Here is a 26579-nt window from a genome sequence, read left to right on the forward strand (position 1 = left end):
CTTACATGCGACGAGGCTCGCCCTCGGCAATTTTGCGCATCAGGCTGAGGTAGCGACTGGCCCCCAGCCCCAGAGGTCGGTTTTTTACCCAGATGATATCGACCCACAGCCGCATCTGACTGGGCATGTAGTCAAACACCACCTCCGTCAACGCGCCGGACGTGATGAGCGGTTGTACCAGCGGTTGCGGAAGATACGCCCAGCCCAATCCTTGCAGCACCAGATCCAGGGTCGCCAGGTAACTGTCGCTGAGCCAGATCCGCCGCGACAGGACAACGCGCGGGTCTGAGTCTGTCGGTCCTCCGGTCGCGACGATGATTTGCCGGACGTCCACCAGTTGTTCTTCACTTAACGGGCTTTTCTTGCCGGCGGCCGCAGGATGATCCGGGGCGGCAACGGCGACCAACAGCTGGCTTCCCGCCTCAAGAAAAGTCTCCCGCTCATCGAGCCCCGGTCGTTCGAATCCCAGCGCCAATTGCACCTGCCCTTCGTGAAGCATGCGAATCGCCTCGGGATGGGAGGCCGAGCGAATCTCGATTTCAAGCGTGGGAAACTCTTTGGCGATAATGGCCAGTGGGCGACTCCAGGCGCCCGTTTGCAATTCCGGCGCCATCGCCAGGACCAGGCGCTCCTCCAAACCCTGGTGAAGCTGCAGGGCATGGGCGTCGAGCAAATTGATCTGGCTCGCGACCTGACGTGCTTGAGGTTCAAGTGCTTTTGCGGCAGCCGTAGGAATGGCTTTGCGGGTTGATCGGTCGAACAGCAATAAATCCAGCTCTGCTTCAAGTTGCGAAACCGCCATGTTAATGGCCGAGGGGACCCGGCCCAGTTTTCGTGCCGCTGCAGAAAAGGAACCGCTGTCGATAACCGCAAGGAAAACTTTAAGTGACTCGCTGGTAAACGCCATGGTGGTTGTCAAATTCTCTGATAATAATCGTCTTTATTTATCAGGTTTATTAGCCTAATTTCCACTCCTATTACAAATTAAGTACGTGGGGAACACCATGTTAATGACTGATTTGAAGGGGCAGGTCGCACTTGTCAGTGGTGCCGGAAGTGAAGCAGGTATTGGTATGGCGATTGCGCGCAGATTGGGGGCGGCAGGGGCGAGGTTGATCGTCACCGCCAGCAGTCAGCGCATCGTGGAACGGGTGGCAGAACTTCGCGCCCAAGGGTTCGAAGTTGAAGGCCGGCCAGTTGACCTGACCGATGAAGGTCAGGTGCGCGAATTCGGTGTGTGGGCAGAATCACTCTGGGGGCAGGTCGATATTCTGGTAAACAATGCGGGGATGGCCATGCAAGGAAGCCCGGAGCCTTTTTCGGCATTGGCCCAGATGGGTTTGCATGAGTGGAACCTTTCCATAGCAAGAAACCTGACGACAGCGTTTCTTCTAACCCGCACCGTGCTTCCCGGCATGCAGGCGCGACATTACGGGCGCATTGTCAATATCAGTTCCACCACCGGCACGCGGGGCAGCAACCCTGGCGAAGCCGCTTATAGCGCCGCCAAGGCCGCGATGGTGGGCATGAGCATGGGGCTTGCGCTTGAAGTCGCCAAGCAGGGGATCACCGTAAACAGCGTAGCGCCAGGCTGGATTGCCACCGCCTCAAGCTTACCCGAGGAAGCCGAAGCGGGGCGTTTCACCCCGATCGGGCGTGCAGGCAGCCCCCACGAAGTGGCGGCGGCGGTTGCCTTTCTGGCGTCGCCAGAATCCAGCTACATCACCGGCGAAGTGCTCGTGGTCGATGGCGGGAACTCGCGGGTCGAGAATAAAGCGCCTTAATCCTCAGGCGCCGATAGCAACAGTTACGTTTCAACTGTGGTCACGCGCATCGCCCGGCTCCAGCGTCAACGCCTGCGCGATTTCGAAAAACGTAAATGCGCGGGCAGTGTAAATAGTTAGAACAATCACCCAGGCGCCAAGTCGGCGGGACGGTACTTACGTGCCCGCCACAAACTGAGACGGCACGCATAGGCGGGCTATCTAAACGGCAACAACGTTACTTAATCTGATCATTAACCAAGGGTTTTAATCATGTCCAAGAGTGGAGTTTGTGAATCAGCCATTGCTGCCTTTGCCGCATCCGAACGTGCCCGGTTTATAGAAAACAACCAGGCTTCCATAGCGCTCGCCAAACGCGCCAGGGCGAATCTGTTCAACGGTGTGCCCATGCACTGGATGAGCGATTGGTCGATGCCTTCGCCGCTCTTCGTGCAGCGTGCCAAAGGCGCACGCTTCACCGATGTCGACGGTCATGAGTACATCGATTTTTGCCTGGGTGACACCGGCACGATGTTCGGCCACTCACCTGATCCCATCGCCCGCGCCATCGCCGAGCAGGCGAACAATGGCTTGACCACGATGCTGCCCGGCGAAGACGCGGTGGTCTGCGGCGAGTTGCTGGCTCAGCAATTTGGGCTGCCTTACTGGCAAGTGACCGCGAATGCCACAGACGCCAACCGTTATGTACTGCGCTGGGCGCGCGCCATCACCAAGCGCAATGTCCTGCTGGTGTTCGACGGCTGCTATCACGGCACCGTGGATGACGTGATGGTGCGCTACCGCGACGGCAAGACAGTGCACCGTCCGGGTCTTGTGGGCCAGGCCTACGACTTGAGCCAGTACAGTCGATCCATCCCTTTTAACGATGTTGCCGCACTGGAGGCTGCTTTGGCCCAGGGCGATGTGTGCGCGCTGATGTGCGAACCGGCGATGACCAACATCGGCATGGTCCTGCCTGATCCTGGATTCATGCAAAAGTGCCGAGAATTGACCCGCCAATATGGCAGCCTTCTGGTGATTGATGAGACCCACACTATTTCCACCGGCCTGGGTGGGTGCACGCGCCAATGGGCGTTGGAACCCGACTTTTTCGTGGTGGGTAAACCCATCGCAGGGGGCATGCCTTGCGCGGTGTTTGGCGTGACCGAGGAAGTTGCTCAGGCCATGCGCGACGTGCAGATGAGCGCAGAGGGGGGCGGTCATGGACACAGCGGTATGGGCACAACGCTGTCCGCCAACTCGCTGGCGATGCGTTGCATGCGCGCCAGTCTTGAAGAGGTCATGACCGACGCGGCTTACCAGCACATGCTGTCCGTCGCCTCAAGACTGGCGCAGGGACTTCGAGGGCTATTCGAGCGCCACCAACTGAACTGGTCTGTCACCGAGTTGGGCGCACGGTGTGAGTTTCAATTCTGTGCCACACCGCCCAGAACCGGCGCGCAAGCCGAGGCGGCTTTCCATGACAGCCTTCAAATGGCGCTGCACCTCTACTTGATCAATCGCGGCATCCTGATCACGCCTTTTCACAACATGACCCTGTGCTGTCCGCAAACCAGCGTCGCAGATATCGACAGCCTGATCGCTGCGCTGGATGACGCGCTGACTACGCTGCTTGCCCTGCCGGGCGCGCGGGTTATGCCCTCATAGCCCAACGTTTGAAGAACCTATTTTTCTTACAAAGACTGCCAAGTCGCTTGAATGAGCGCGAAGAGGTTTGACATGCAATTTGCAGATAAAAAAGAGGCCGAAGACTATTTGGCCGCACACCCTGAAGTGCAGAGCATCGAGTTGTTTCTGCTCGATGCAAACGGTATTCCACGCGGCAAGTTACTGCATCGTGATGAGCTACTGGCGATCTACGAAAATGGTCGGCCGCTGCCAAGTTCCATTCTCGCCTTGACCGTGCAGGGTGAGGATGTAGACGACACTGGTCTGGTCTGGGATGTCGCAGACGCGGATTGCTGGACCTACCCTTTGCCGGGCAGCCTGACCCTGCAACCCTGGCGTACCCAGCCCACCGGCCAGGTACAGGTGAGCATGCACCCGACCCAAGGTATTCCCGCCGCACCGGCCGACCCGCGTCATGTACTGGTGCAGACCATCGAACGGCTTAAAGCCGATGGATTCCATCCGGTCATGGCCGTGGAGTTGGAGTTTTACCTGCTGGACCAACAGCGCGACGTCAACGGTCGACCGCAGCCGGCGCAGCAAACCAATGGTGTACGTCCGGTGGCTCCGCAGGTGTATGGCGTATACGAACTCGAACAGGTTCAACCGTTTCTTGATGACCTCTACGCAGCGTGCGCGCTGCAGGGGTTACCGGTGCGTACGGCGATCTCCGAGTATGCGCCGGGTCAGCTCGAATTGACGCTGGAGCATCGTTTTGACGCTCTTCAGGCCATCGATGAAGGCGTACGTTACAAACGCCTGGTCAAAGGCGTGGCTAACAAACACGGGATGCAAGCGTGTTTCATGGCCAAGCCATTCAGCGATCAGGCCGGCAGCGGTATGCATTTGCACGTCAGCCTGGCCGATGAGCAGGGCAACAACCTGTATGCGAGCGAAGACCCGCAGGGCACGCCGCTGTTGCGTCACTCCATTGGCGGGATGATGGACACTTTGTTTGACGCGCTGGCGATATTTTGCCCCCATGCCAACTCATATCGCAGGTTCCAGACCGGCAGCTACGCACCGTTGGCCAAGAGTTGGGGGGTTAACAACCGCACTGTATCGTTCCGCGTGCCTGGCGGCCCCGCGATAAGCCGTCACATCGAACACCGCATTTGCGGAGCCGATGCCAACCCCTATCTCGCCGCTGCCGCCGTACTGGCGGGTATTCACCACGGCATCACTCATCAAAGCGATCCCGGCGCGGCGATTGTGGGCAATGGCTATGAACAGGCGACTGAATTTCTACCCACCGACTGGCTCACCGCATTGCAGGCGCTGCAACGTTCAACCTGGGCACGTGAGGCGCTGGGCGCTGAATTCCTGAAGGTGTTTCTGGCGATCAAGTGGCGCGAGTTCCGCACGTTCAACGCTGAAGTCGGCGAGCAGGACTGGCGCTGGTACCTCACCCACGCATAAGGGGGCTGCGGGGCGATCATTGCAAGGCATCAGACGATACCGTCAATCACGATATGCCGTAGTCCACGACTGCACTGCTCAATCCGCGCCTCAACCTGGTAAACGCTGCGCAGCATCGTTTCGGTAATCACCTCGTGGCACGGCCCACTACCTTGCGTGGTGCCGTCTGCGATGACGAGTACCTGATCGGCGAAGCGCAGCGCCTGGTTCAGATCGTGGATGGCGATGAACACAATCACCTCGCGTTTTCGGGCCAGGCTGCGCATGAAGTTCAGTACTTGAACCTGGCGATGCATGTCGAGGGCGCTGGTCGGCTCGTCCATCAGCAGTATTTCCGGTTCGCGCACCAGGGTTTGGGCGATGGACACCAGCTGTTGCTGACCGCCGCTGAGTTCACCCAGGTTGCGAAAGGACAGGTTGGCGATGCCCAGCGCGGCGAGAATCTCGTCGACCAGTTCCAGTTCGTCATCATGCACGACCCATCCAGGGGTCAGTTGTTTGCGCGCCAGCAACACTGATTCATACACCGTCAACCGCGCACTGGCGTTCAGCCCCTGGGGCATATAACTGATGCCCGTCAGGCCTTTTTTTGAGTCCTGCAGGATCACCTGACCGGGGCCGTCGATCAGCCCGGCCATTCGTTTGAACAGCGTCGACTTGCCTGCCGCGTTGGGCCCGACCACGGCGACCACCTGACCGCCGAAAAACGCCGCCGTCGAGACATCACGCAGGATCTCGCGCTGGCCGTAGCGGGCACCCAGCGTCTCCAGTTGCAGCTTCACCATGAGTTTTTCTTCCCGCCGAGTATCAGAGATATGAAGAACGGCACGCCAATCAGCGAAGTGACCACGCCGATGGGAAATATTGCACCGGGGATCAGGGTTTTGCTGACCACGGAGCTGGCCGACAGAATCAACGAGCCGGTCAGCAAGGAGGCCGGCAGGAAGAACCGCTGGTCCTCACCGATCAGCATGCGCGCGATGTGCGGACCCACCAGCCCGATGAAGCCGATCGTGCCGACAAATGCCACGGGAAACGAGGCCAGCAGACTGACCATGATCAGTGTCTGAAAGCGCAGGCTGCGTACGTTGATGCCGAAACTGGCGGCCTTGTCGTCGCCCAGGCGCAGGGCAGTCAGGGCCCAGGCGCGTTTGGCGAATATCGGCAGGGTGATCAGGATCACCAGACAGATAATCCCAAGCTTGGGCCACGTCGCTTTGGTCAGGCTGCCCATGGTCCAGAACACCACGGCGGCCACGGCTTGTTCGGTGGCGAAGAACTGCACCAGTGCCAGCAGCGCATTGAAGGTGAACACCAGCGCTATACCGAGCAACACGATGGTTTCGGCGGTGACGCCGCGGCGCATGCTCAGAAAGTGGATCAGCAGCGCCGAGAGCATGGCCATGATGAACGCGTTCAGCGGCACCATGAATTGCGCCGCCAGCGGGAACAGCGCCACGCCGAACGCCAACCCCAACGCCGCGCCGAAGCTGGCGGCGGCGGAAATGCCCAAGGTGAACGGGCTGGCCAACGGGTTGTTGAGGATCGTCTGCATTTGCGCGCCGGCCAGCGACAACGCTGCGCCGACGGCAACCGCCATCAATGCCACGGGCAAGCGGATATCCCACATCACCACGCGCACCTGCGGTGAAGCGCTGTCCGGCGAAAACAGTGCGCCGAGCACTTCGCTGAGGCTGTAGCTCGCCGGCCCCAGCGCCAGGTCGAGCAGCACACTGCACATCAAGGCCGTAACCAGCCCGCAAAGAATCAGGCGTTTACGCAACACCAGACGACGGTACGTCTCGCGCTGCATGACCACGGTGTCGGTCAATGAGCTCATGGCTTGACCTCGGGTTGGCGCAGGCTGACAAAGTAACCTGGCTCGTACGGCACCGGCAGGAAGCGCTCATGCAGTTCGCGAAATGACGCGTCAGGATCAAGGTCGGCAAACAGCTGCGGATGGAACCATTTGGCCAGTTGCTGAATCGCGACGAATTGGTAGGGACTGTTATAGAACTGATGCCAGATCGCGTGGAAGGCTTGAGTTTCCTGGGCCTGGATGCCGGCGTAGGCCGGACGCCCGGTGTACCACGCGAGTTTTTTTCGGGCTTGTGTCATGTCCGCGCCGGGACCGACGCCGACCCAGTGGCCGCCGGGGGCAAAAGCTTCCCAGTTGGCGGTGGTGACCACCACGTGCGCAGGGTTGGCAACGATGACCTGCTCGGGGTTCAACTGGCCGAACGTCGTCGTAATGATGCGGCGGGCAATGTTGTCGCCACCGGCCATTTCGACGAACAGGCCAAAGTTTTCATTGCCGAAACTCAGGCAGCAATCATCGGTATAGCCACCGATGCGCTCAATGAACACGCGGGGGCGGGGCGGATGTTGTTTCTCGATGATGTCGGTGACGCGATGAATCTGCTGGTTACGAAAATCGATGAAGGCTTCGGCTCTTTGCTCCTTGCCGAACAGTTGGCCGAACAGGCGCATGGTCGGCTCGGTGTTCTGCATGGGATTGTTGCGAAAGTCGACGTACACCACCGGGATGCCCAGGGTGTCGAGCTTTTCGATGTAACGCGCATCTTCGGTGGCGTGCTGCGCCTCGATGTTGAGGATGATCACGTCAGGGCGCTGCGAGATGGCCTGCTCGATGTCAAAAGTCCCGTCCTCAAACCCGCCGAAGGTAGGGATCTTGGCAATGTCGGGGAATTTGCGCAGGTAGGCGTTGTAGGTGTCCGGGTCGGACTGGATCAGGTCCTTGCGCCAGCCGACGATGCGCTCGATGGGGTTTTGTGTGTCGAGGGCGGCAACCAGATACAACTGCCGGCCTTCGCCGAGGATGACCCGTCTGACTGGCAGATGAACCTTGACCTTGCGACCCAAAAGATCGGTGACTTCGGTACGCGCCGCGTCTGTTTCGGTGGCGTGGGCACTGCGGGGCGCCAGCGAGAGCAGGCTCAGCAGTGCTGCCAGTAACAGCGCAGCAAACGCGAGGCTGCGTCGATCAAAAATCACCATGGTCAAAGCCTTTGCAAAAGTCAGTTCGGTCAACGGCTCACACCGTCGTCCGCCTGAACGTTTCAGAAATCGACAGTCGCCGAGAGTAATAAGGTGCGCGGTGAACCTTGGGAGAACGCGCCATAAGAGGCGACGCCCGACCAGTATTTGTGGTCGAACACGTTCTGCACGGTGGCGCGGAACGTGGTCGGCCGTTCTTCGATGCGGGTGGTGTAGCGTGCGCCAACATCGAAACGGGTCCAGTCATCCAGTTTTTGCGTGTTGGCCTGGTCCACGTACTGGCTGCCGGTGTGGATAGCGCCACCGGTCAACGTCAGTCCTTCGACCCACGTGGTATCCCATTCAGCCCACAGGTTGGCCTGTACGTCGGGTACGCCGACCGGTCTATTGCCACGGTTGGCGGCCACGCCGGTTTTGCGAAGTTCGGCATTGAGCAGGGTCACACCACCGAGCACACGCGTGCCCGGCGTGACTTCGCCGAACACATTCAGCTCGAGCCCGCGATTGCGTTGTTCGCCCTGAACCGAAAAAACGCCGGAGGTCAGTTCGCCGCTGGGTTTGGTGATCTGAAACAGGCTGAGGGTGGCGGTGAAGGTGCCGTAGTCGGCCTTGACCCCCAGTTCATGTTGACGGGAAACGTAAGGGGCGAAAATCTCGCCGGCATTGGACGCGGTGGAGGGCGCGACGTCGCCCTTGCTCAGGCCTTCAATGTAGTTGTAGTAGAACGCAACGTGATCCCAGGGCTTGAGTACTGCGCCGAACAACGGTGTGGTTCGGCCGTCATCGTAGGACGTGGTAACGACGCCGGAGGCCGTGTAGTTGTTCGATTTGATGTTTTGTTTGCGCACACCGACGGTCATTTGTGCACGGTCATCCAGAATCGACAGCGTGTCAGCCAGCGCCACGCCGGTCAGTTCGCTGTCGGATACTTTTGGCGTGCCCGGCTCGGGGATGTAAGGCTTCGGGCGATCCACCGGGTGATAGATATTGGAAAGGATCGGCTCGCCGGAAATGATCCCGCGAGACAGCGTGTCGTGGTAACGGCTGACCTGCAACACCGCGCGATGATTGATCGGCCCGCTGTCGAAACGCAGGCGCGCCCCGGCGTCGACGGTGTAGCGCTTGACGTCGAACTTGTAGTAACCGGGGACCGACGAGGTGTCGCCGGCAGCGTTGGTGATGGTTGGGGTCTGGTCCGACATCCGCGCAACCTCCGATTTGCCGCCGCCTGCGTGAGCGAACAAGGTCAGGGCGTCGCTGAGGTCGTATTCGCCGCTGAGCAACGCTGATTTGTCGCGCGTTGTCGACCACCCCCACTCCTGACTGACATTGGTGCGACCGTTGGCGGCGGAGGGAATGTCCACGCCCGAAGCGATCAAAAACGGTCGTGAGGCAGCGTCGAAGCGTTCTTTCTGGTTGAGCCAATCAAAGGTAGTGCGCAGGCGTTCGCCCTGATAATCAAGGGAAATGGCGCCGATATCGACATGGCGCGACTGCGCGTCGATCACCGTATCTCCCAGTTGTGTGCTGCCGTTCAAGCGCACGCCGAAGCGGCGCTCTTCACCAAAGCGCCGACTGACGTCGAGGTGTCCACCGAGCTGCGAGTTCATGCCGTAACTGCTGGTAAAACGGGTCAGGTCTTCGTCGAGGGAACGCTTGGGCACGACGTTGATAACGCCGCCGACGGCATTGTTCGGTGACATTCCGTAGAGCAGGGCGCCCGGGCCTTTGATCAGTTCGATACGTTCGGCGTATTCGGTGAACACCCGATAGTTGGGCGCGACACCGTACACGCCGTCGAATGCCAGTTCCCCCAAATTGCCTTCGCCGACGGGAAAGCCGCGAATAAAAAACGAGTCGACAATGCCGCCGGTCTGGCCGGTGGCGCGTACCGATGAATCGCGCTCCAGGACGTCGCCAACGGTAACGGCCTGTTGATCCTTGATCAGTGCCGAGGTGTAGGTGCTGACGCTGAATGGCGCGTCCATCACATCGGTATTGCCCAGAATGCCCAATCGTCCGCCATCGGCCACCTGGCCGCCGGCATAGACCTGTGGCAACGAATCGGCACGCTTTTCAACGCCGATGATCGCTGTCTCATCCAGTGTCACGCGGCGCGTCACCAGCGTGTAACTGCCGTCGCTGCGTAGCACCATGTCCAGGCCACTGCCTTCGAGCAAGCGATTGACCGCCGCCTGGGTAGAGAACTCGCCGACCAGCGCGGGGCTGGTCAGGCCTTCGGCCAACGAGGGCTGGAACGACAGGGCGATGCCGGCATCCACGGCGAAACTCGACAGCGTGGCACCGAGGGGCCCGGCGGGGATGTTGTAACTGCGGACCGCGACAGCGTCCAGTTGCACCGGCACGATGGCCAAGGCAAACGGGCAAATGGCACCGATAAGGACAAGGCTTAACAACGCACTGCGAACAACGGGCTTGAGCAGACGATCCGGGCGCAGCAGGCGTGCAGCGAGCATGGATGAGTGAGCCTATGAACAGGACGGAAAAGTGCTTCAACCTACAAGCCAGTCGAGATCAAAAAAAGTATCACCGGTCGGCAACTATTTTTTGACTCAGGCGGGCGAGAGCATGACCCAGTAGCCATTCAAATGGCCGCTGACGAGAATCGGATAGGTTTGCGCGAGCATGTTCAACGTGCGCTGGCTGTCGCTGATGGGGTACGCGCCGGAAATGCGCAGATCGGCCAGTGCCGGATCGAGGCGCACGAAGCCACGGCGGTAGCGCGTCAGTTCGGCGACGAAATCGGCCAGGCGCATGTTGTCTGCCATCAGCATGCCGTGGGTCCAGGCGCCGACGTAGCGGTCGGCGACGCTGAGCGGGCCAAAGGTATAGGCAGAAAAGTCAGTGCGTTGACCGGCATTGATGATCAGCGGTGTGCCTTGGCGATTCTGCGCAAGCTCGACTTTCACCGCGCCTTCCAGCACGACCAGGTGTGTACGAGGTTGCTGTTCTCGAACGGTAAACCGCGTGCCCAGCGCCTGCATGCGGCCCTGACGGGTGCTGACCAGAAAGGGGCGGGGCAGCGGTGAACGGTCCGGTGCGGTTTGCACCAGGATTTCACCTTCGCGCAGGTGGATGAGGCGTTGGTTGGCGTCGAACAGCACGTCGACGGCGGTGTCGGTGTTCAGGGTGATTTTCGAGCCATCGGCCAGCGTCAGTTCGCGCTGTTGACCGACGGCCGTGTGGAAGTCGGCGGACCATTGCTGCGATTCAGCCAGTTTCCAGCTGCCCCAACCGGCCGGCAGGATCGCCAGGATCATCGCCAGTTTGCCCAGCGCCGCGCGCCGTTCCGGACTGCTGGGGCGATCGAGTGCCGACATGGCCAGTGACGGTGGCAAGCCGCCGAGTTTGGTTTGCAGCAACTGTGCACGCGACCAGGCCCTGCTGCGTTCGGGCGTACTGACTTTCCAGGCCTCCCATTCGGCACGTTCGGTGTCACTGAGTGCGCTTTCACTCATGCGGATCAACCAGTCCGCCGCTTCTTCCAGGGACTGGTGATCGGGGTTCGGTTCATTGCGCCGTGTGCGCATTCATTCCACCAGCAACAGGCACTGCACGAAGGCTTGCTTCATGTAGCGTTTGACGGTGATCAGCGAAACGCCCAATTGCTCGGCGATGTCGTCGTATTTAAGGCCGCTGATCTGCGACAGAAGAAATGCGCGTTTGACCAGCGGTGGCAGGGCGTCGAGCATCGCGTCGATTTCGTGCAGCGTTTCCAGCACCATGAACCGCAGTTCCGGCGAGGGCGCTTGCTGCGCGGGCATGTGAGCGAGGGCATCAAGGTAGGCGCGCTCCAGTGCCTTACGCTGATACCAGTTGACCAGTATGCCTTTGGCCACACAGCTCAGGTACGCACGGGGTTGCTCGATAACGGTGACCTGGGAGGCGAGGATGCGGGTGAACGTATCCTGCGCCAGATCCGCCGCATCCATGGCGTTACCCAGTTTTTTTCTCAGCGTCGCATACAGCCAACCGTGATGGCCGCTGTACAGGGCTTCGATCGCGCGCAGGTGGTTGTCATTATTCGCGGGAAGGGTTTCGCTCATGGCTGCAAATATTCATGCAATTGAGAAGTATTCCCAATGCTAGTTTACAACCCTGCTGCGACGCAAGCGCCGATTGATCTGCTGGTCACTGCTGCGGCAGACGGCGCAGCGCAGCAATCATCGTGTCGATCTCCGCCTCGGTGTTGTAAGCATGCAGTGACGCGCGGCTGACCTCCAGCAAGTCCCTGTGCTGCATATCGAGCAGGGTTGAGCGGAACGTCGAGGTCGAGACGTTGATTCGCTTGTCCTGACTGGCCAGCCACTGCTGAACCTGCGCGACGCTGCCACCGCAATGAGTGAAGGTGACGATGCCGGATTTGACCGCCCCCAGGTCTTGCGGCGTCACGCCCGGGATATCCGCCAGTCGCTGGCGCAGATAATCCGCCAGATGCTGAATTCGCCGCCACATCGGTTCGATACCTTGGGCCAGTGCGTATACCACCGCGGCCCCGAGGCCCAGTTTCGCGGCGACATTACATTCCCAGTTTTCGAAGCGCCGTGCGTCGGGACGGATTGTGAAGGCGTGCGCGGTTTGCAAAGACGCCGCATGCAGGTCGAGAAACACGGGTTCCAGCTGTTGGCACAACGATCTTTCGACATACAAGAAACCCATTCCGCGCGGCCCACGCAAGTATTTGCGGCTGGTCGCGGTGAGCATATGGCAGCCGATCTTCTGCACGTCGATCGGCATCTGCCCGACGCCCTGGCAAGCATCGAGCAAAAACAGTACACCGGCCGCACGGGCGAGGGCGCCGATCTGTTCGATGGGCTGCACCGGCCCGCCGTTGGTGGCGATCACGGGCAGGGAGATCAGTGCAACGCGATCATCGTCGAGCATTCCCTTAAGCGCCGACAACGAGACCTGGCCGCGCTCATCGTTGGGGATGACACGAATCTCGATGCCGCGTTGCTGCTTCAGTTGCAGGTAAGGAATGTAGTTTCCGGCGTACTCGGTAGTCGACGTCAACACCACCTGGCCAGGTTTCAGCGGCAATGAATAGAACGCCATGTCCCAGGCACGCGTCGCGTTTTCGATCACCGCGATTTCTTCGGGTTGCGCGTTGATCAGGCGTGCGATGGCGCCATAGACGGTATCCACCTGGGCCGATTGCTGCCCGGCCGCTTCATACCCGCCAAGATTCGCCTCAAGTTGAATGTGGCGGGTCATGGCGTCGATCACCGGCGCGGGCATCAGTGCCGCACCGGCATTGTTGAAGTGGATCAGTTGCCCGACGGCGGGTGTGTCGGCACGCAGTTGTTCAACGTTCAAAAGCTAACTCCTTGGTCAATCCCCGGGCGGGGCTGCACTCGGTTGCATCACCGCAGGCCAGTAACGCAGCGCAACAATGGGAACCAGCGCCAGCACGTAGGCCAGGCAAACGAACAGGTAGGTGTACTGCAAACCGTAGACCTGGCTGAGCAGGCCACCGGCAGAGATCCCCGCGATCGAGGCAAACTGCGCGGTGCCCTGAGCGATTCCGAGCACATGGCCCTGCTGCGAGCTGTCGGCGGTTTTCGAGATCAGCGCCATCAACACCGGCGTGGTCGCCCCCAGTAATACGCCCCAGATAAAGTAGGCGATGACGAACACCATCGGATTACGCGTGGCGCCCGCCACGGCGGTGAGGACGATGCAGCCGATGACGACGTACGTCATGCGCTGCAAAGTGTCTTGCTGACCACGGTGTTCGAAATAACGCGACCATGCCGTGGCCGAAAGAATGAAGCCCAGCGCCAGCAGGCCGTAGCACAGGCCGACCACCGAATTGCTGACCTCGAACACCGAGCTGACGTACAGCGAGAACGAGGTCTGCGGCAGCATCCGCGCCAGCAACAGAATGCCCATCACGCCCAGCAGCGACAGCAACGGCGAACCTTGCCAGAGACGGCCGGAACGGCTGGCCGGCGCGGGTTTGTCTGCGGTTGCCGGTTTTTTCGCCGGGGGCACATCCGGCAAGGTCACGGCGGCGGTCACGGTGCACACCGCACACAGCGCCGAGGCAATGAGGTTGATCCAGAAGAACGTCGCGTAATCGAGGATCAAACCACCGACCACCGCACCCAGCAGTGAGCCCACGTTGGTCGAGATTTGCAGGATGGCGAATAATCGTGCCCGTCGCGACGGCGCTTCAATGCTCACACCATACGCCTGCGCCGGAGCGATGTACCCGGCGAACGCGCCTTGCAGGAAACGCAGGATCAGGATGACCCAGATATCAGTGAAGAGGGCCAGCCCAAGCTGGGTCAACGACAAGCCGGCGAGCGCGCGGATCATCATCAACTTATGGCCATAGCGATCACCGATACGGCCCCAGAATGCACTGGTCAGAATAATGCCCAGCATCGGCCCGACGTACACGGCGATGCTCGCGAAGCTGAAAACCGACTCCGAAGTCGTCAGCCCACGCAGGTGGACAGGCCAGAACGGCCCGCTCATTTCCATCGCGCCCATCGACACCAACTGGATCGCAAATAGAAGATAAATCAGGATTCGTACTCTTGAACCCTGGATGACACCTGCATGGGACATGAGTCAGCCTCGGTTAAACGCTGGCGAGCGGGTTGGACAGGGTGTGTTGCAAACGATAATTGCTGTACTGCATCAAGTGCATGCGCAACAACGAACGGGTCGGCCATGGGTCTTCGACGAACGCCTTGTGCTCGGTTTCCCATACGGCTGGCGAAACACGATCGCGCACGGCCTCGAAGGCGAGATCGGTTTCCTCGCGCAGGATTCGCCACAGCCGCGTGTTGTTCATGCCGTACTCCCGGGTCAGCCACAGCGCGATCTCATGCAGATGCGTGAGAAACGCCGCGTCCAGCACAAACATACGCACCGGTTCAATATCACCGCAGAACACCGTCGGCAGGATACCCGGCTGGACATGCGGCTGCAGGCTGTAGCCACGTTGTTCCAGCCATGGCGCGTAGGTACGGCCATCGCCGAAATCGCGGATCAGCAGACTACGTGCTTTGCCGTCGGGGGAGAACAGCACCATGGTGTTTTGCTGATGGGCTTCCAGGCCGATGCCGTACATCAAATAGATCGCCACCACCGGGTGGGTGACCACTTTGGCGTACTCGCGGAACCAGTCCTCGACCTGCACGGCAGTGGCGCGCACGCCATCGCGCTCGATCAGGTCGGTGAACAACGGTCGCCCGCTACCGGGCAAACGCGTGAACAGCGAGGCCACGGTAATCGGCAGGCAGTCGTCATTGCGCTCGAACGCTGGCGCACTGGCGCGATAGACCACGGATAAATGACGGCCCGGATGATCGTCCTGGGTAACGGCGTTTTTGTAACGCACGCCGATTTCTTCCGGGAATATTTCCAGGCGTCGATCAAAACCGTTCTCTGCCTCGAGAATCTTGCTGATCAGTGTGCTGATGCGCGGGCCCATGTGTATCGACTTGGCCTGCAGGCTGCGCAGCTCGCTGGTCATCCATACGGCGATGGGTAATTTGATCAGCGGCGCACATTCGTCCAGCATCGGCATCATCGTGCGGTAGGACATGGTCGGCAGGGTTGGAATGTCCGGGCCGTCGGTGATCAGGATGCCTTCTTCGATTTCCGCCGCGAAGGTTTTCAACACATAGGCCTGCAAGTGCCAGGCGTGAATCGGCAGCGGCAGCCACTCTGTTTCGTCCAGGCCCTTGCGGTTGAGTGAGGCTTTCCATTGTTCCCATTGGCGCGCAAAGTTGCCGGCAAACCAATCGTGGTAATTGGTCACGTGAGGCATGCTTTCACTTTTTGCATTGTCGGCGCGCAAGGCGGCGATGCGCAGCGGCACCTGCGCGTTGAACTCGGGCGAAAGTTGCTCCACTTCCTCATCGCTCAGCCCCGGGCGGGCTTTCCACGTCGGATAGTACGGATGGCCTTCCAGTGAACCCCACTGGTCGAGCAGGATTGCGGCATCCTTGGTCTTGGCGTGTTGGCGCAGGTAGTCAGTGAAGCTGTTGAGCCCCTGGTCCTTGGCGGCCTGTTGCAGTAGGGCATTCCACTGCTGGCGATGCTGACGGGCGTGCGCGTCGTTGGTCAGGCTGTTTTCCATGTCGGATTTGAGCCCTGCCACGCCTTCGTCAGTCGGTTCGAAATCGAAGCTGTCGCGCAGCACATCCAGCATGTCCTGATGGCTGGTGATGGTGTGACGCACTCCTTCGTCGGTCACCAGCACCACGTCACCGTCATTGACCACCGTGTCAGCGGGGCCTTTGGCGATATCCGAAAACACCAGGTGGGCGCGGCCGCCCTTGAGCGGGAAAGTGGCCTGGTTGCCCTCGTGGGAAAAGCTCAGGGCCGAGCGGTCGAGGATGTTTTCCGCAAAAAGGCAACGCAGCAGGCGGCGCATGGCGTTTTTGCGGGAGTAGGCGATCAGTGTCTGCAAGTCATTCATATCAGCGGTCTGCTCGTCGAAATTGAGTAAAGAGATCAAGCGGCGGCGTTGGTCGTGTGTGGCCAATGGTCCGGGAAGTAATCGAGCGCCGAGTCACGCAGGCCGTGCATGTAAGCCACGCTCCACTGAAGGACTTCCTCGATGTACGGCACCTTGAGCTCGAAACGTTTGGCCATTTCCACCAGCAGCACCAGGCCGTAGGCGACGTCTTCATTGAAGGCGCGGCTCTCGCGCTCGATCACGTAACCGGCGCGGTTGCCGTCGGCCGGCACCATCGGCGCGAGGATGTCGTTGTAGGCCTGATTGGTGCGCAGGATCGACAACATGCTGCTCTGGTCGCGGATCTGCTCGCCGTAGGCCTCGACGATTTCCTCTTTCAGGGATTTCACCGAGGACAGGTCGATACCCAGTCGCTGGCTGATCACCGCGCACAACGCCTGACTTTCCTGATCCATGCGTTCGAGGAAGTAAGCGCCCAGTTCGGGACACTCGGTCCACCAGCACATGCGTTGCGGGAATATCTTGCGATGCCACTGGCCGTACGGCCCAATGAGGCCGTAGATCACCGAGCTGTGCATGATCGGGTTACCCGGCGTCAGGGTGATTTCCAGATAGTGGTCGAGCATCGTCACGCACGGGCCGTACAACCGCGTCAAAATGTCCTGCAGTTGCTGACTGCACGCCTGCGACTCGCGGGCATGGGTCGCCACATACAACTGGCTTTTACCGCCGCCCATTTTGATCGAGCGCCCCGGTATCAGCTCGAACGCAGTATGCGGAACATCCTTCATGCCCCAGATCACGACATTCGGCCGATCGGGCAGGGTGGTTTCAGCCAACCAATCGAAACCACAAAATCCCGGAATCGCGCCCACGTAAACCGGTTTGCCCGTGCTCAGATGCGGTGCAATGGCCTTAAGCGTTTGCGGTCGGGCATGGGCGGGCACGGTGATGATGACGATGTCGGCGTCCTCGACCGCTGCTTTTGCATCGCTGGTTACCCGATCCAGCCGGGCACTCAGGGTTGAGCCATCGGGCAACAAGGCCTGCAGCGGCGTATGGCGGGCGTGCTGTTCGATGACTTCCGGATTATGGGTGTGCATCGAAACCTGAACATCCGGCAGTTGCTTGAACAGGACGGCGTTGAGGTGACCGGTCCTGCCGCCACCACAGATGGCGACTTTCAATAAATTCATCGAGAGGCGTTCCTGTGTGATGGGTAAGTCATGCGACGCTCAATTGCAGCGGTGCGCAAACGCCTTCCAGCCATTGGGTCTTGCCCAGCCATGCATCGAGTTGCGGTGCGATGCTCGGGTCGATCAGGTCGCGCTCCTGCAGCCATTTGTCGTCGAACACGGTGTGCAGGTATTTCTCGCCGCCGTCGGCAATCGGCACAACCACATTGCCGCTCAATACGCCTTTGTGGATCAGCTCCAGCGCCTTGAAAATCGCACCGCCGGTCGAGCCGCCCACCAGCAAGGCAAAGTTGCGCGCCATGTAGCGGGCCGTTTCGAACGCCTGAGAATCGGTGACCTGCACACCCAGATCGATGCAACTGTAGTCGAGCACCAGGCCGACGGTGTCGCCGGCCGGCGTACCGGTGCCGGATTGGTAGTAGGGGTAGCCGGGGAGGCCGAACACAATCGAACCGGCGGGCTCCACCGCAACGGTCAGCGTGTCCGGGTTGTGCACTTTCAGGCCGCGAGCGATGCCGGTCATCGAACCACCGGTGCCGACACAGCCAACGTAAGCGCCGATAACACCTTCAGCCTGAGCGATGGTTTCGCGGACGAAATCACTGTAGCCGCCCGCGTTGGCGGCGTTGTCGGATTGGTTCATGAACACAGCCCCGGGGATCTCGGCCGCCAGTTCGGCGGCCATCTGCTGGCGTTCGACCACCGCCACTTCATCCTCGCGATACGTCCCCTTGACGAAACGAATGTCGGCGCCCAACGCCTTCATCACGGCGATTTTGTCTTGCGCTGCATGATGGTCGACCACGGCGATAAAGTGCAGGCCGAACTCGACCGCTGCCATGGCCAGGCCAATCCCGGTGTTGCCGGAGGACGACTCGACGACCACGCCGCCGTGTTTCAATCGACCGGACTTCAGCGCTGCCAGGACCATATTGCGCGCCATACGATCTTTGATGCTGCCGCCGGGATTGTTTTTTTCAATCTTCAACAACAAGCGGGTGTGGGTGTCCGGAATATCAATGCCCAACATCGGGGTATTGCCAATGAGGTCAGATACTTTAGTCAAGATCATTTCAATTGTTCCCTTTAGTAGTCAGGTGAAAACGCATAGTTACCTTCCGTACAACAGGTTGCCGTCAACCGCCGGGGCAGGGGATGGCGATGAAACTCATTTTCCAGCAAGTCCATCTGATAACCGGCGGTATTAACGTAAATCAATAAGTCGCCGGCTTGAGGCGTCGTCGCAAAGTTGATCAGCCGATGCGTGATCACGTCATCGTCCAGGCAGCTATGGCCCGCTATATACGCGTGGGTTGGTGTGTTGGGCAGTTCGCTTGTGCTGACCAGTATTGGATCAATCAAGTATTCAGATGCAAACCAGGTCTCGCAGGCGCTGAAACTGCTGCCCTCGACAAAAATGACGGTTTTATTGTCGGTCAATTGTTTTGTACGGGTGATGCGGAATATTGAAATGGCCGCTTGGTCCACCAGGCTTCGGCCGGGTTCCAGTGCCAGTGTTATAGGCTGTCGGTTCAGATAATCAGCGATGGAAAGGCCAGATGAGTGCTCGGCCTCGAGTAATAATGACAGCCATTGTGGCGCGGTCAGGTCGCTGCCATAAGGATAATAAGCAGCGGGAACTTTCAAGTTGTAATAATGACTCGGCTTATTGTCGTCTTGCAGAAAGCGGGCATAGTCCCGAGGCTCGACATAACGAATCGGCAGGCCACCGCCAATATCGATCATCTGCGGATTCAAGCCCATTTCCCTGGCGGCCTCGACGAACCCGACGACCTCACGAAAGGCCTGTGCACGGGATTCGAATCCATAACCGCCGAGGTGAAAATGGAAACCCTCGAAGTGAAAAGACTTCGTGTATTTCGTCAACCGTTGTAGGCCTTCGAGCATGTCCTCTGCGCCCATTCCGAAGCGGCTTCTTGGACTGCACCTCGGTCTGTAGCGCAGTAAAACTCTGGCTTTGGCAAGGTTTGATTGTGCGTCGACCACGCTTTTTAGGTGATCAAGCTCTTCCAGCGAGTCCACGCAAATCAACGAAGCGGCGCTGATCAGTGCTTGATGAAATGCGGCCGTTTTGGCCGGTCCCGTGGCACAGATTTTTTCTGCCGGCGTGCCGGCTCGCAGCGCTGCATGCAGCTCGTGGATGCTCGACACGTCAACGCCGATCCCCGAACTTGCCGCTGCACTGAGCAGGCTTTGGGACTTATTAGCCTTGGCTCCGTAGAAGAGCGCATGCGCCACGCGGTGCTGTTTCAATACCGCCAGCAAGGCCGCTGTATTTAATTCAAACGCATGGGGCCAGACCAGGTTCAAGGGCGAGCCGTGCTGTTTGACCAACGCTTGAAGAGTGTCCGGAAAGTCATTGATGAAGGTGGAAATAAGGGGATCAATCAGCGGCTTTAACATCTGCGGATGATGAACTTTATTCCGTTGTTCGGCAGGCGCTGTGTTTGTTGAAGGCATAGTTAACCTCTGGCACCGTAAATGACGTCACCCTTGATGTTTTAATAACTAAGCGTTATCGCTTCAGGCTGTTTTATTGCGCCTCAATCATGAGGATTTAAATGTTTTGGCGGTGGATGCCAGCAGAAAACCGGGTAAAGCTGCGAAATGCTGGTCGTAATAAATGGTTCACAAAAGACGTGCATGAGAACCCCATTCCTTAAGGTTTTTACGGATGTATTAATTGGCCACTAGTTGATGGCCTATCCCGATTAAATACGAGTAACTGACATTCAAATGACATCATTGGCAGGTACTTCCCGAAGTCCGGATGACGTGCTTTGAACCGAGAATAGTTCCTCTTGGCGGCGTGAACAATATTGCGAACAGGAACGATTATCAAGTAAGGTTTTGAAATATTTTTGAATAACGACCTGCTCAAGGCGAACACATGAACGTGTATTTACACGCTCAAGGACGCGTTCGCCCCGAGATAAAAAAGTGCCTTAATTCGTTGAACAATAAGGCGTTAGAGGCTGTTTCGAAAAACCCGTAGCAGCGTGCAGATCTGCCGCTGAAAGGGCCTGAAAACTTTCAGAAACCACGACTGGTTCACACCAAGGAGCAAGCCCATGCAATCCGATCGACTCAGCAGCCACATCCGCCACGCGATCAGCTACCTGTTCGTGCCGGGCAACCGTCCCGAGCGTTTTTCCAAAGCCGTCGAAGCAGGGCCCGACGCGGTCATCCTCGATCTCGAAGACGCCGTTCATCCGGACAGCAAAGCCGCCGCGCGCGCTGCCATTTGGGCCTGGCAAGAGGCGACGCCAAGCGCCGCCTGCGAGCGTTACATTCGCCTGAACAGCGCGAGCAGTTCGCTGTTTCGCCAGGACCTGACCTGGCTCAGCGACATGCGCTACCCAGAGCGCTGCAACGGGATTTTCCTGCCCAAGGCCGAGTGCCCCGAAGCGCTGGCACGGGTGGTCGAGCGTCTGCTGCAGTGGCAGCCGGAACTGAAGATCGTTGCCATTATCGAGACTGCCAAGGGCCTGCAACAGGTCGATTCGATTGCGTCGATTCAGGGCTTGGCCCGGCTGGCGTTCGGCTCATTGGATTTCTCGCTCGATATCAACTGCAGCCAGACTCCCGAGGCCTTTCTGTTTGCCCGCAACCGCATTGTGCTGGCTTCGCGCACGGCGGATTTGCCGTCTCCCATCGACGGGGTTACACCGGCAATCAGCGATCTGGCGACCGTCGTCAAAGACTCGCATTACGCACGCTCGCTGGGCTTCGGCGCCAAGCTGTGCATCCACCCCTCGCAACTGATCTCGGTGCAGCGCGCGTTCCTGCCGGATTCGCGCCAATTGGCCTGGGCCGAACGGGTGATGAGTGCGGTGGCGACGGGCAGTCATGCGGTGCAAGTGGATGGCGAGATGGTCGACTTGCCGCTGATCGAGCACGCCCAGCGTTTGCTCGATGCAGCCAGCCGTTACGCACCGATTGTCCGCGCAGATGCCTGCTGAATCACCGCCAAATCAGGAGATCAACCATGGAAAACGGTTATCAGATTGCGCTGCGGCCGCTTTGCGAAGTGCTGCAGTCGGAGCAGGTCGACCCGGCTAACGTGACGATGCTGCGTGAGTCGATTATCCGGGCGGGGCAATGGCTGGAGCCGATCATCGTCGAGCGCTCGCAAGGCATCGTGATGGATGGCAATCACCGACTCAACGCGGCGTTGCAGTTGGGCTTGAAGCGAGTGCCGTGCATCCAGCTCGACTACACCGACCCACGGGTGTGTGTGCGGCATTGGCGGACTGGACAAGCTTTTGAAGTGGCGCGAATTTTCACCACGATCGCTCGCGGCGAGATGTTTGCATACAAGACCACCCGACACGCTTTTGACCCAGCGTTGCCGGTGGTCGCGATACCGCTGGCAGACTTGTATGCCTAGCCTGGGCCGCACAGGAATAAAAATACGGTTCAGCGAGTGATACTTTTTTGCGGGTCGACTGGCAATAGGAGTGATTACCATTTTCCCTTTATGAAAAGGATCCTCACGTCATGCCTGTTGTCACTCGTCCTTGCGGTGAGCGCGTGTTAACACTCGCCATTCGTGCCGCCATGTTGAATTTCGTTCTGGTCGCGGGGAGCGCCTGGGCCGCCACCCCAGAGCAAGGCAGCGTTGCTGCCGACGAGACCTCGAACACTGCGGCCACACCGCAGACCGGTGACAGCACGGATGCGCTGACCCTCGACACGACCACCGTCAACGCCCGTTACAACGGCCCGACGGCATTGCCGGAAACCTTCGCCGGCGGCCAGGTAGCACGTGGCGCACGGCTGGGCATGATGGGCAACAAGGATGTGATGGACACGCCGTTCAGTGTCACCAGTTACACCGCCAAGACCCTTGCCGACCTGCAAACCGTGACCGTAGCCGACGCGCTGCAGCGTGATCCTTCGGTGCGCTCCACCGGCCAGACGGGCGGGATCGTCGACTCGTTTTTCATCCGAGGCTTCCCGATCGGTGAAGGCAACCTCGGCGAACTGGCGTTCGATGGCGTGTATGGCGTAGCCCCGAACTACCGGGTGTTCACCGAGTACGCCGAACGTGTTGAAGTGCTCAAGGGGCCGGGCGCGTTGATGTACGGCATTTCGCCCAACAGTGGCGTCGGGGGCGTCATCAACATCGTTCCCAAACGCCCACTGGATGAAGACCTGACCCGCTTTACCGGCAGTTACGCCTCGGACTCTCAGGTCGGCGGCCATTTGGATCTGAGTCGGCGCTTCGGCGAGGAAAATCAGTTTGGCGTGCGCTTCAACGGTAACTTGCAGGGCGGCGATACCGCCATTGATGATCAACATCGAGACCTGGGTATCGGTGCGATTGCCCTCGATTATCGCGGCGAACGCTTACGCTTGAACCTGGATTACATCAGTCAGAAAGAAAGCTTCGACGCAGCGTCGCGACCATTCACCGTCGCGCCGGGTGTAGAGGTGCCGTCCGCACCGAATGGACGCACCAACCTGCCGCAGGACTGGGGCTGGTCCGACACCAAGGAGCAGTCTGCCTTGCTTGGGGGCGAATATGATCTGACTGACACGGTGACGGTATTTGCCCATGCCGGCGGCGGCAAATCGGACGTCAAGCGCATGTCCGATCAAGTGCCCAAAATCCTCAATGCGGCTGGTGATACCAGCAACACACCGGGTTACTACAAATTCAACGTCGATCGCTCAACAGCGGATGTCGGCATGCGCGGCGTGTTCGCGACAGGGCCGATCACCCACACGACCACGCTGATGGCGACCCAGTACCAGGATGAACTGTCCCGAGGCATCAACAACGGCACTGAAGTTCTTTCGAACATCTATCACCCGGTCGATGCGCCCAAGCAATCCATCAATTCGCCGAAGGTGCTGCGCATTTCCGAATCGGACCTGTCCGGTGTCGCGCTGACTGACACCTTATCCATGCTGGATGATCGCTTTCAGTTGACCCTCGGTATCCGTCGCCAGGACATTGAGTCACGCAACTACAACGCCGCAGGATCGGTCAGCTCGAAATACAACGCCAGTGCCACGACTCCACTGGTCGGCGTGGTGATCAAGCCTTGGGAAGATGTCTCGCTCTATTACAACTATGTAGAAGGCTTGAGCAAAGGTGACACCGCGCCAGGCACGGCGGCCAACGCCGGCGAGACGTTTTCCCCGTACGAATCGAAGCAGCATGAACTGGGCGTTAAATATGAACACGGTACGTTCATGACCACGCTGGCGTTGTTCCAGATCGAGAAGCCAAGCGGTGAAACCGGCGCCGGAAACATCTTCTCGGTGCAGGCCGAACAACGCAACCGGGGCGTTGAGTTGAGCATGTTCGGCGAAGTCGCGCCGGGTACGCGCTTGATGGGTGGCGTGACCCTGCTCGACGGCAAGTTGACCGATTCGGCAACGGCGGCCAACCGTGGCAACAAACCGGTGGGTGTGCCGGACGTGCAAGCCAACCTCTGGGCCGAATGGGATACCCCATGGCTCGAAGGCTTCACCCTGACCGGTGGCGCCATTTACACCGACAGCCAATACGTCAATCAGGCCAATACGCAGTCGCTGGATTCCTGGACCCGCTTCGATGCCGGCGCGCGTTACGCCACCAAGATCGAAGGCCGGCCGACCACATTCCGCGCCACCGTGCAGAACGTGTTTGATCGTGAGTACTGGTCGGGCGTTGCTTCGTACGGCGCATTCTCTCCTGGCTCCCCACGGACCTTGCAGTTGTCGGCCAGCGTCGACTTCTGATGACGACAGGAGGGGTTGCTACAGCCGATGTAGCGACCCCACCTGAATAGTTCGAAGGGGGTATTCGCATGTTGAACAACTCAGGCTCAGCGGCCGCAAACGCACCGTCACCGTTACTGACGGCGACCGATCAGTTGGCGTTCATAGGTGATCGCAGCCCCAATCAAAGCATCCGTCGATTGCTGCATTTATATGGGTTGCGTGCCAGTCTGCTGCGTTTCAAAGTCCTCAGTGCACTGGTCGCCGCCAGGCTGGACGGGCGTGGCGTTTACGCCAGTGAGGTGCATGCCTGTCTGGTATCGCTGTCGGCCGGAATGACGTTCGTCAGCGTACGCGAAGTACTAAAACGCCTGGGCGAGGAGGGAGTGATCCTGCTTCAGGCCGGTAAGGGCTACCGGATCACCGATGAAGCCTGGGCGAAGCTGAAGCAACCGATGGAGGGCTGAAAGGCGTTTTTGAGTATTGGCCTCTTTGTCCGAAGAGGCCTGTCGACATGAGTGCTGCGCTATTCCCGTACTCGTCAGAAAAAGTGCCGTTTAATTTCAGCATTAGATCCGTCTTCCGGAAACCGATAGCGTACGCATCGGCAGGCCACCCCTGGCATCAGTAGCGAATCATCACCGACTTCAGCTCGGTGTAATCATCAATGAAGGCACTGCCGAACTCGCGGCCTACCCCCGAGCTTTTTTTGCCGCCAAACGGCACCGCCGGGTCCAGCATCGTGTGCATGTTCACCCACACCGTGCCAGCCTCGATGGCGGGCACCATGCGCAGGGCCTTGCCCAGGTCGTTGGTCCAGAGACTGGCGCTCAAGCCGAAGGGTGTGTTGTTCATCAAGGCCAGCAGTTCTTCTTCGCTGTCATACGGCAAAAACGTGGCAATGGGGCCGAAGGTCTCTTCGTTGAGCAGGGTGTCGTTGACACTGTTGGCGAGGATGATCGTCGGCTCGACGTAGCAGCCGGGACGGTCGATCAGGTTGCCACCGTGAATGATGGTGTTGTTTTCAGCGCGGGCCTTGGAGAAAAACTCGCCGAGTTTGAGTTGGTGCTGGCGGTTGGTGACCGGGCCGAATTCGGTGCGCTCATCCAGGGGCGAGCCGATGTTCAGCGTGCTCAGGCGCTGGGCCAGTTTGTCCATGACCGCTGCGATCTGCGAACGATGCACGAAGAAGCGTTCGGCAGCGGCGCAGATTTGCCCGGAGTGTAAAAAGCCCGCTTCGATGATGCCGTTGACGGCCTTGTCCAGGTCCACATCGCGCAGGAACCCGGCCGCGTTTTTCCCGCCCAGCTCAAGGGTGGCTCGGGTCAGCCCGGCGCCCATGGCACTCTGGCCCACCGCAATGCCGGTCGGCACGGAGCCGGTGAACGACACCTTGTCGGTGCCGGGGTGTTCGATCAGGCCTTTGCCGACGCTGCCGCCGCCGGTCAAGACGTTCAGCGCACCGGCGGGAAGGCCGGCGTCAATCGCCAGTTCGGCGATGCGCAGGATGGTCAGTGGCGTGAACTCGCTGGGCTTGATGATGATGCTGCAACCGGTCACCAGCGCCGAAGCGAGTTTCCAGATGGCGATCATTGTCGAGAAATTCCACGGCACGATGCCGACCACTACCCCGACCGGCTCGCGCAGGGTGAAAGCGGTGTAGCGCTCGCCAGCGAAGGAGGGCAGCGAGGGGGTGATGGTCTGGCCGCTGATTTTGGTGGCCCAGCCGGCGTAGTAACGCAGGAAGTGCGCGGCCTGGTCGACTTCGAAGGCGCGGGAAATCTGGATGATCTTGCCCGACTGGCAGGTTTCGATCTGCGCCAGTTCTTCGCGGTGTTGCTCCAGCAGGTCGGCCAGCTTGAGCAGTACGTTGCCGCGCACCGCCGGTGCGACCTGCGACCACTGTTTGAAGCCGCGGCTCGCAGACGCCACGGCCGCGTCGATGTCGGCCGGGTCAGCGTCGGCGACGCCGGCGATGACCTGGCCGGTCGCCGGGTTGATCACCTCCAAGCGCTGGCCGGAATGGCTCTCGACGTAGCCACCGTCGATGAACAACGCGTGGTGTCGACGGAGGAAGGCTTCAACCTGGGGCAGCAGTGGGATATCGCTCATGGGGAGGATCCTGGTGGCAGACATTTAAAAGCCTGAGGTTAATCCCCGTGGCCGGAACGGGCTTGACTGTGGCTGCCGAGCGGCATGTCTGTGGCTGCCAGCGCCGGTGCATGGAGGACCCGCCTGAGCCTTTGAAAAGTACAATCTTGACTCTGGAAGGTGCATGTTCTGGCAGCAAGGCGCGCT

21 protein-coding genes are annotated in these 26579 nt (G+C 59.5%); 7 read left to right on the forward strand and 14 right to left on the reverse strand.

Translation table 11 applies throughout. The features are described 5' to 3' along the window. Position 1: 1 nt before the first annotated feature. On the reverse strand, positions 2-907 hold the full coding sequence (locus PSH59_RS12690; RefSeq protein WP_248078989.1) for a LysR family transcriptional regulator: 906 nt from the start codon (positions 905-907) through the stop codon (positions 2-4). Between the two features lie 97 nt (positions 908-1004). Between PSH59_RS12690 and PSH59_RS12695 the strand changes: the two genes are divergently transcribed. From PSH59_RS12695 to PSH59_RS12705, 3 genes are all read left to right on the forward strand, one after another. Further along, positions 1005-1784, forward strand: a complete 780-nt coding sequence (locus tag PSH59_RS12695; protein ID WP_370694404.1) for an SDR family NAD(P)-dependent oxidoreductase — start codon at positions 1005-1007, stop codon at positions 1782-1784. Between the two features lie 252 nt (positions 1785-2036). Then, positions 2037-3431, forward strand: coding sequence for an aspartate aminotransferase family protein (locus PSH59_RS12700; RefSeq protein ID WP_305395235.1), 1395 nt, complete (start codon positions 2037-2039; stop codon positions 3429-3431). Positions 3432-3503: 72 nt separating this feature from the next. Further along, a complete protein-coding gene (locus tag PSH59_RS12705; RefSeq protein WP_248078998.1) occupies positions 3504-4871 on the forward strand; it encodes a glutamine synthetase family protein in 1368 nt (455 codons plus the stop codon). A gap of 29 nt (positions 4872-4900) precedes the next feature. On the opposite strand, the gene PSH59_RS12710 is transcribed toward PSH59_RS12705, so the two are convergent. From PSH59_RS12710 to PSH59_RS12765, 12 genes are all read right to left on the reverse strand, one after another. Continuing rightward, entirely contained in the window at positions 4901-5656 is a 756-nt protein-coding gene (locus PSH59_RS12710; RefSeq protein WP_248079001.1) for an ABC transporter ATP-binding protein, read from the reverse strand. Continuing rightward, positions 5650-6711 (reverse strand): iron ABC transporter permease, encoded by a 1062-nt coding sequence (locus PSH59_RS12715; RefSeq protein ID WP_248079004.1) that lies wholly within the window; start codon positions 6709-6711, stop codon positions 5650-5652. Before PSH59_RS12715 ends, PSH59_RS12710 begins: the two co-directional genes overlap by 7 nt. Beyond that, positions 6708-7889, reverse strand: a complete 1182-nt coding sequence (locus tag PSH59_RS12720; protein ID WP_305395295.1) for an ABC transporter substrate-binding protein — start codon at positions 7887-7889, stop codon at positions 6708-6710. Before PSH59_RS12720 ends, PSH59_RS12715 begins: the two co-directional genes overlap by 4 nt. Before the next feature lie 62 nt (positions 7890-7951). Then, on the reverse strand, positions 7952-10366 hold the full coding sequence (locus PSH59_RS12725; RefSeq protein WP_305395236.1) for a TonB-dependent receptor: 2415 nt from the start codon (positions 10364-10366) through the stop codon (positions 7952-7954). 96 nt (positions 10367-10462) lie between these two features. Continuing rightward, on the reverse strand, positions 10463-11440 hold the full coding sequence (locus PSH59_RS12730; protein WP_305395237.1) for a FecR domain-containing protein: 978 nt from the start codon (positions 11438-11440) through the stop codon (positions 10463-10465). After that, entirely contained in the window at positions 11441-11956 is a 516-nt protein-coding gene (locus PSH59_RS12735) for a sigma-70 family RNA polymerase sigma factor (RefSeq protein WP_248079011.1), read from the reverse strand. Positions 11957-12041: 85 nt separating this feature from the next. Next, positions 12042-13226, reverse strand: coding sequence for an aminotransferase class V-fold PLP-dependent enzyme (locus PSH59_RS12740; RefSeq protein ID WP_305395238.1), 1185 nt, complete (start codon positions 13224-13226; stop codon positions 12042-12044). A gap of 15 nt (positions 13227-13241) precedes the next feature. Next, positions 13242-14486 (reverse strand): MFS transporter, encoded by a 1245-nt coding sequence (locus PSH59_RS12745; RefSeq protein ID WP_305395239.1) that lies wholly within the window; start codon positions 14484-14486, stop codon positions 13242-13244. Positions 14487-14499: 13 nt separating this feature from the next. Further along, positions 14500-16350 (reverse strand): IucA/IucC family siderophore biosynthesis protein, encoded by a 1851-nt coding sequence (locus PSH59_RS12750; RefSeq protein WP_305395240.1) that lies wholly within the window; start codon positions 16348-16350, stop codon positions 14500-14502. 35 nt (positions 16351-16385) lie between these two features. Beyond that, positions 16386-17546, reverse strand: coding sequence for an NAD/NADP-dependent octopine/nopaline dehydrogenase family protein (locus PSH59_RS12755; RefSeq protein WP_305395241.1), 1161 nt, complete (start codon positions 17544-17546; stop codon positions 16386-16388). 28 nt (positions 17547-17574) lie between these two features. After that, a complete protein-coding gene (locus tag PSH59_RS12760) occupies positions 17575-18618 on the reverse strand; it encodes a PLP-dependent cysteine synthase family protein (RefSeq protein ID WP_305395242.1) in 1044 nt (347 codons plus the stop codon). 14 nt (positions 18619-18632) lie between these two features. Then, complete coding sequence (locus tag PSH59_RS12765) at positions 18633-20027, reverse strand: Y4yA family PLP-dependent enzyme (RefSeq protein ID WP_305395243.1); 1395 nt, start codon at positions 20025-20027, stop codon at positions 18633-18635. A gap of 611 nt (positions 20028-20638) precedes the next feature. Here PSH59_RS12765 and PSH59_RS12770 point away from each other — a divergent pair. From PSH59_RS12770 to PSH59_RS12785, 4 genes are all read left to right on the forward strand, one after another. Further along, a complete protein-coding gene (locus tag PSH59_RS12770; RefSeq protein ID WP_305395244.1) occupies positions 20639-21529 on the forward strand; it encodes a CoA ester lyase in 891 nt (296 codons plus the stop codon). Positions 21530-21555: 26 nt separating this feature from the next. Then, positions 21556-21957 (forward strand): ParB N-terminal domain-containing protein, encoded by a 402-nt coding sequence (locus PSH59_RS12775; RefSeq protein WP_305395245.1) that lies wholly within the window; start codon positions 21556-21558, stop codon positions 21955-21957. Positions 21958-22067: 110 nt separating this feature from the next. Continuing rightward, positions 22068-24302: a TonB-dependent siderophore receptor gene (locus PSH59_RS12780; RefSeq protein ID WP_305395246.1), complete on the forward strand. Its 2235-nt coding sequence runs from the start codon at positions 22068-22070 to the stop codon at positions 24300-24302. A gap of 68 nt (positions 24303-24370) precedes the next feature. Beyond that, positions 24371-24748, forward strand: a complete 378-nt coding sequence (locus PSH59_RS12785; protein WP_248079034.1) for a fe2+ zn2+ uptake regulation protein — start codon at positions 24371-24373, stop codon at positions 24746-24748. A gap of 157 nt (positions 24749-24905) precedes the next feature. On the opposite strand, the gene PSH59_RS12790 is transcribed toward PSH59_RS12785, so the two are convergent. After that, positions 24906-26393 carry an aldehyde dehydrogenase family protein gene (locus PSH59_RS12790; RefSeq protein WP_305395247.1) on the reverse strand — a complete coding sequence of 496 codons (1488 nt, stop codon included), beginning with the start codon at positions 26391-26393 and terminating at the stop codon, positions 24906-24908. Positions 26394-26579: the final 186 nt, after the last annotated feature.

This window comes from Pseudomonas sp. FP2309 (assembly GCF_030687575.1).
Lineage (GTDB): Bacteria > Pseudomonadota > Gammaproteobacteria > Pseudomonadales > Pseudomonadaceae > Aquipseudomonas.

Bases quoted from the DNA above. Each gene is read 5' to 3' on its own strand.
- PSH59_RS12690 (WP_248078989.1), bottom strand. From the start codon at position 907: ATGGCGTTTACCAGCGAGTCACTTAAAGTTTTCCTTGCGGTTATCGAC.
- PSH59_RS12695 (WP_370694404.1), top strand. From the start codon at position 1,005: ATGTTAATGACTGATTTGAAGGGGCAGGTCGCACTTGTCAGTGGTGCC.
- PSH59_RS12700 (WP_305395235.1), top strand. From the start codon at position 2,037: ATGTCCAAGAGTGGAGTTTGTGAATCAGCCATTGCTGCCTTTGCCGCA.
- PSH59_RS12705 (WP_248078998.1), top strand. From the start codon at position 3,504: ATGCAATTTGCAGATAAAAAAGAGGCCGAAGACTATTTGGCCGCACAC.
- PSH59_RS12710 (WP_248079001.1), bottom strand. From the start codon at position 5,656: ATGGTGAAGCTGCAACTGGAGACGCTGGGTGCCCGCTACGGCCAGCGC.
- PSH59_RS12715 (WP_248079004.1), bottom strand. From the start codon at position 6,711: ATGAGCTCATTGACCGACACCGTGGTCATGCAGCGCGAGACGTACCGT.
- PSH59_RS12720 (WP_305395295.1), bottom strand. From the start codon at position 7,889: ATGGTGATTTTTGATCGACGCAGCCTCGCGTTTGCTGCGCTGTTACTG.
- PSH59_RS12725 (WP_305395236.1), bottom strand. From the start codon at position 10,366: ATGCTCGCTGCACGCCTGCTGCGCCCGGATCGTCTGCTCAAGCCCGTT.
- PSH59_RS12730 (WP_305395237.1), bottom strand. From the start codon at position 11,440: ATGCGCACACGGCGCAATGAACCGAACCCCGATCACCAGTCCCTGGAA.
- PSH59_RS12735 (WP_248079011.1), bottom strand. From the start codon at position 11,956: ATGAGCGAAACCCTTCCCGCGAATAATGACAACCACCTGCGCGCGATC.
- PSH59_RS12745 (WP_305395239.1), bottom strand. From the start codon at position 14,486: ATGTCCCATGCAGGTGTCATCCAGGGTTCAAGAGTACGAATCCTGATT.
- PSH59_RS12750 (WP_305395240.1), bottom strand. From the start codon at position 16,350: ATGAATGACTTGCAGACACTGATCGCCTACTCCCGCAAAAACGCCATG.
- PSH59_RS12755 (WP_305395241.1), bottom strand. From the start codon at position 17,546: ATGAATTTATTGAAAGTCGCCATCTGTGGTGGCGGCAGGACCGGTCAC.
- PSH59_RS12760 (WP_305395242.1), bottom strand. From the start codon at position 18,618: ATGATCTTGACTAAAGTATCTGACCTCATTGGCAATACCCCGATGTTG.
- PSH59_RS12765 (WP_305395243.1), bottom strand. From the start codon at position 20,027: ATGCCTTCAACAAACACAGCGCCTGCCGAACAACGGAATAAAGTTCAT.
- PSH59_RS12770 (WP_305395244.1), top strand. From the start codon at position 20,639: ATGCAATCCGATCGACTCAGCAGCCACATCCGCCACGCGATCAGCTAC.
- PSH59_RS12775 (WP_305395245.1), top strand. From the start codon at position 21,556: ATGGAAAACGGTTATCAGATTGCGCTGCGGCCGCTTTGCGAAGTGCTG.
- PSH59_RS12780 (WP_305395246.1), top strand. From the start codon at position 22,068: ATGCCTGTTGTCACTCGTCCTTGCGGTGAGCGCGTGTTAACACTCGCC.
- PSH59_RS12785 (WP_248079034.1), top strand. From the start codon at position 24,371: ATGTTGAACAACTCAGGCTCAGCGGCCGCAAACGCACCGTCACCGTTA.
- PSH59_RS12790 (WP_305395247.1), bottom strand. From the start codon at position 26,393: ATGAGCGATATCCCACTGCTGCCCCAGGTTGAAGCCTTCCTCCGTCGA.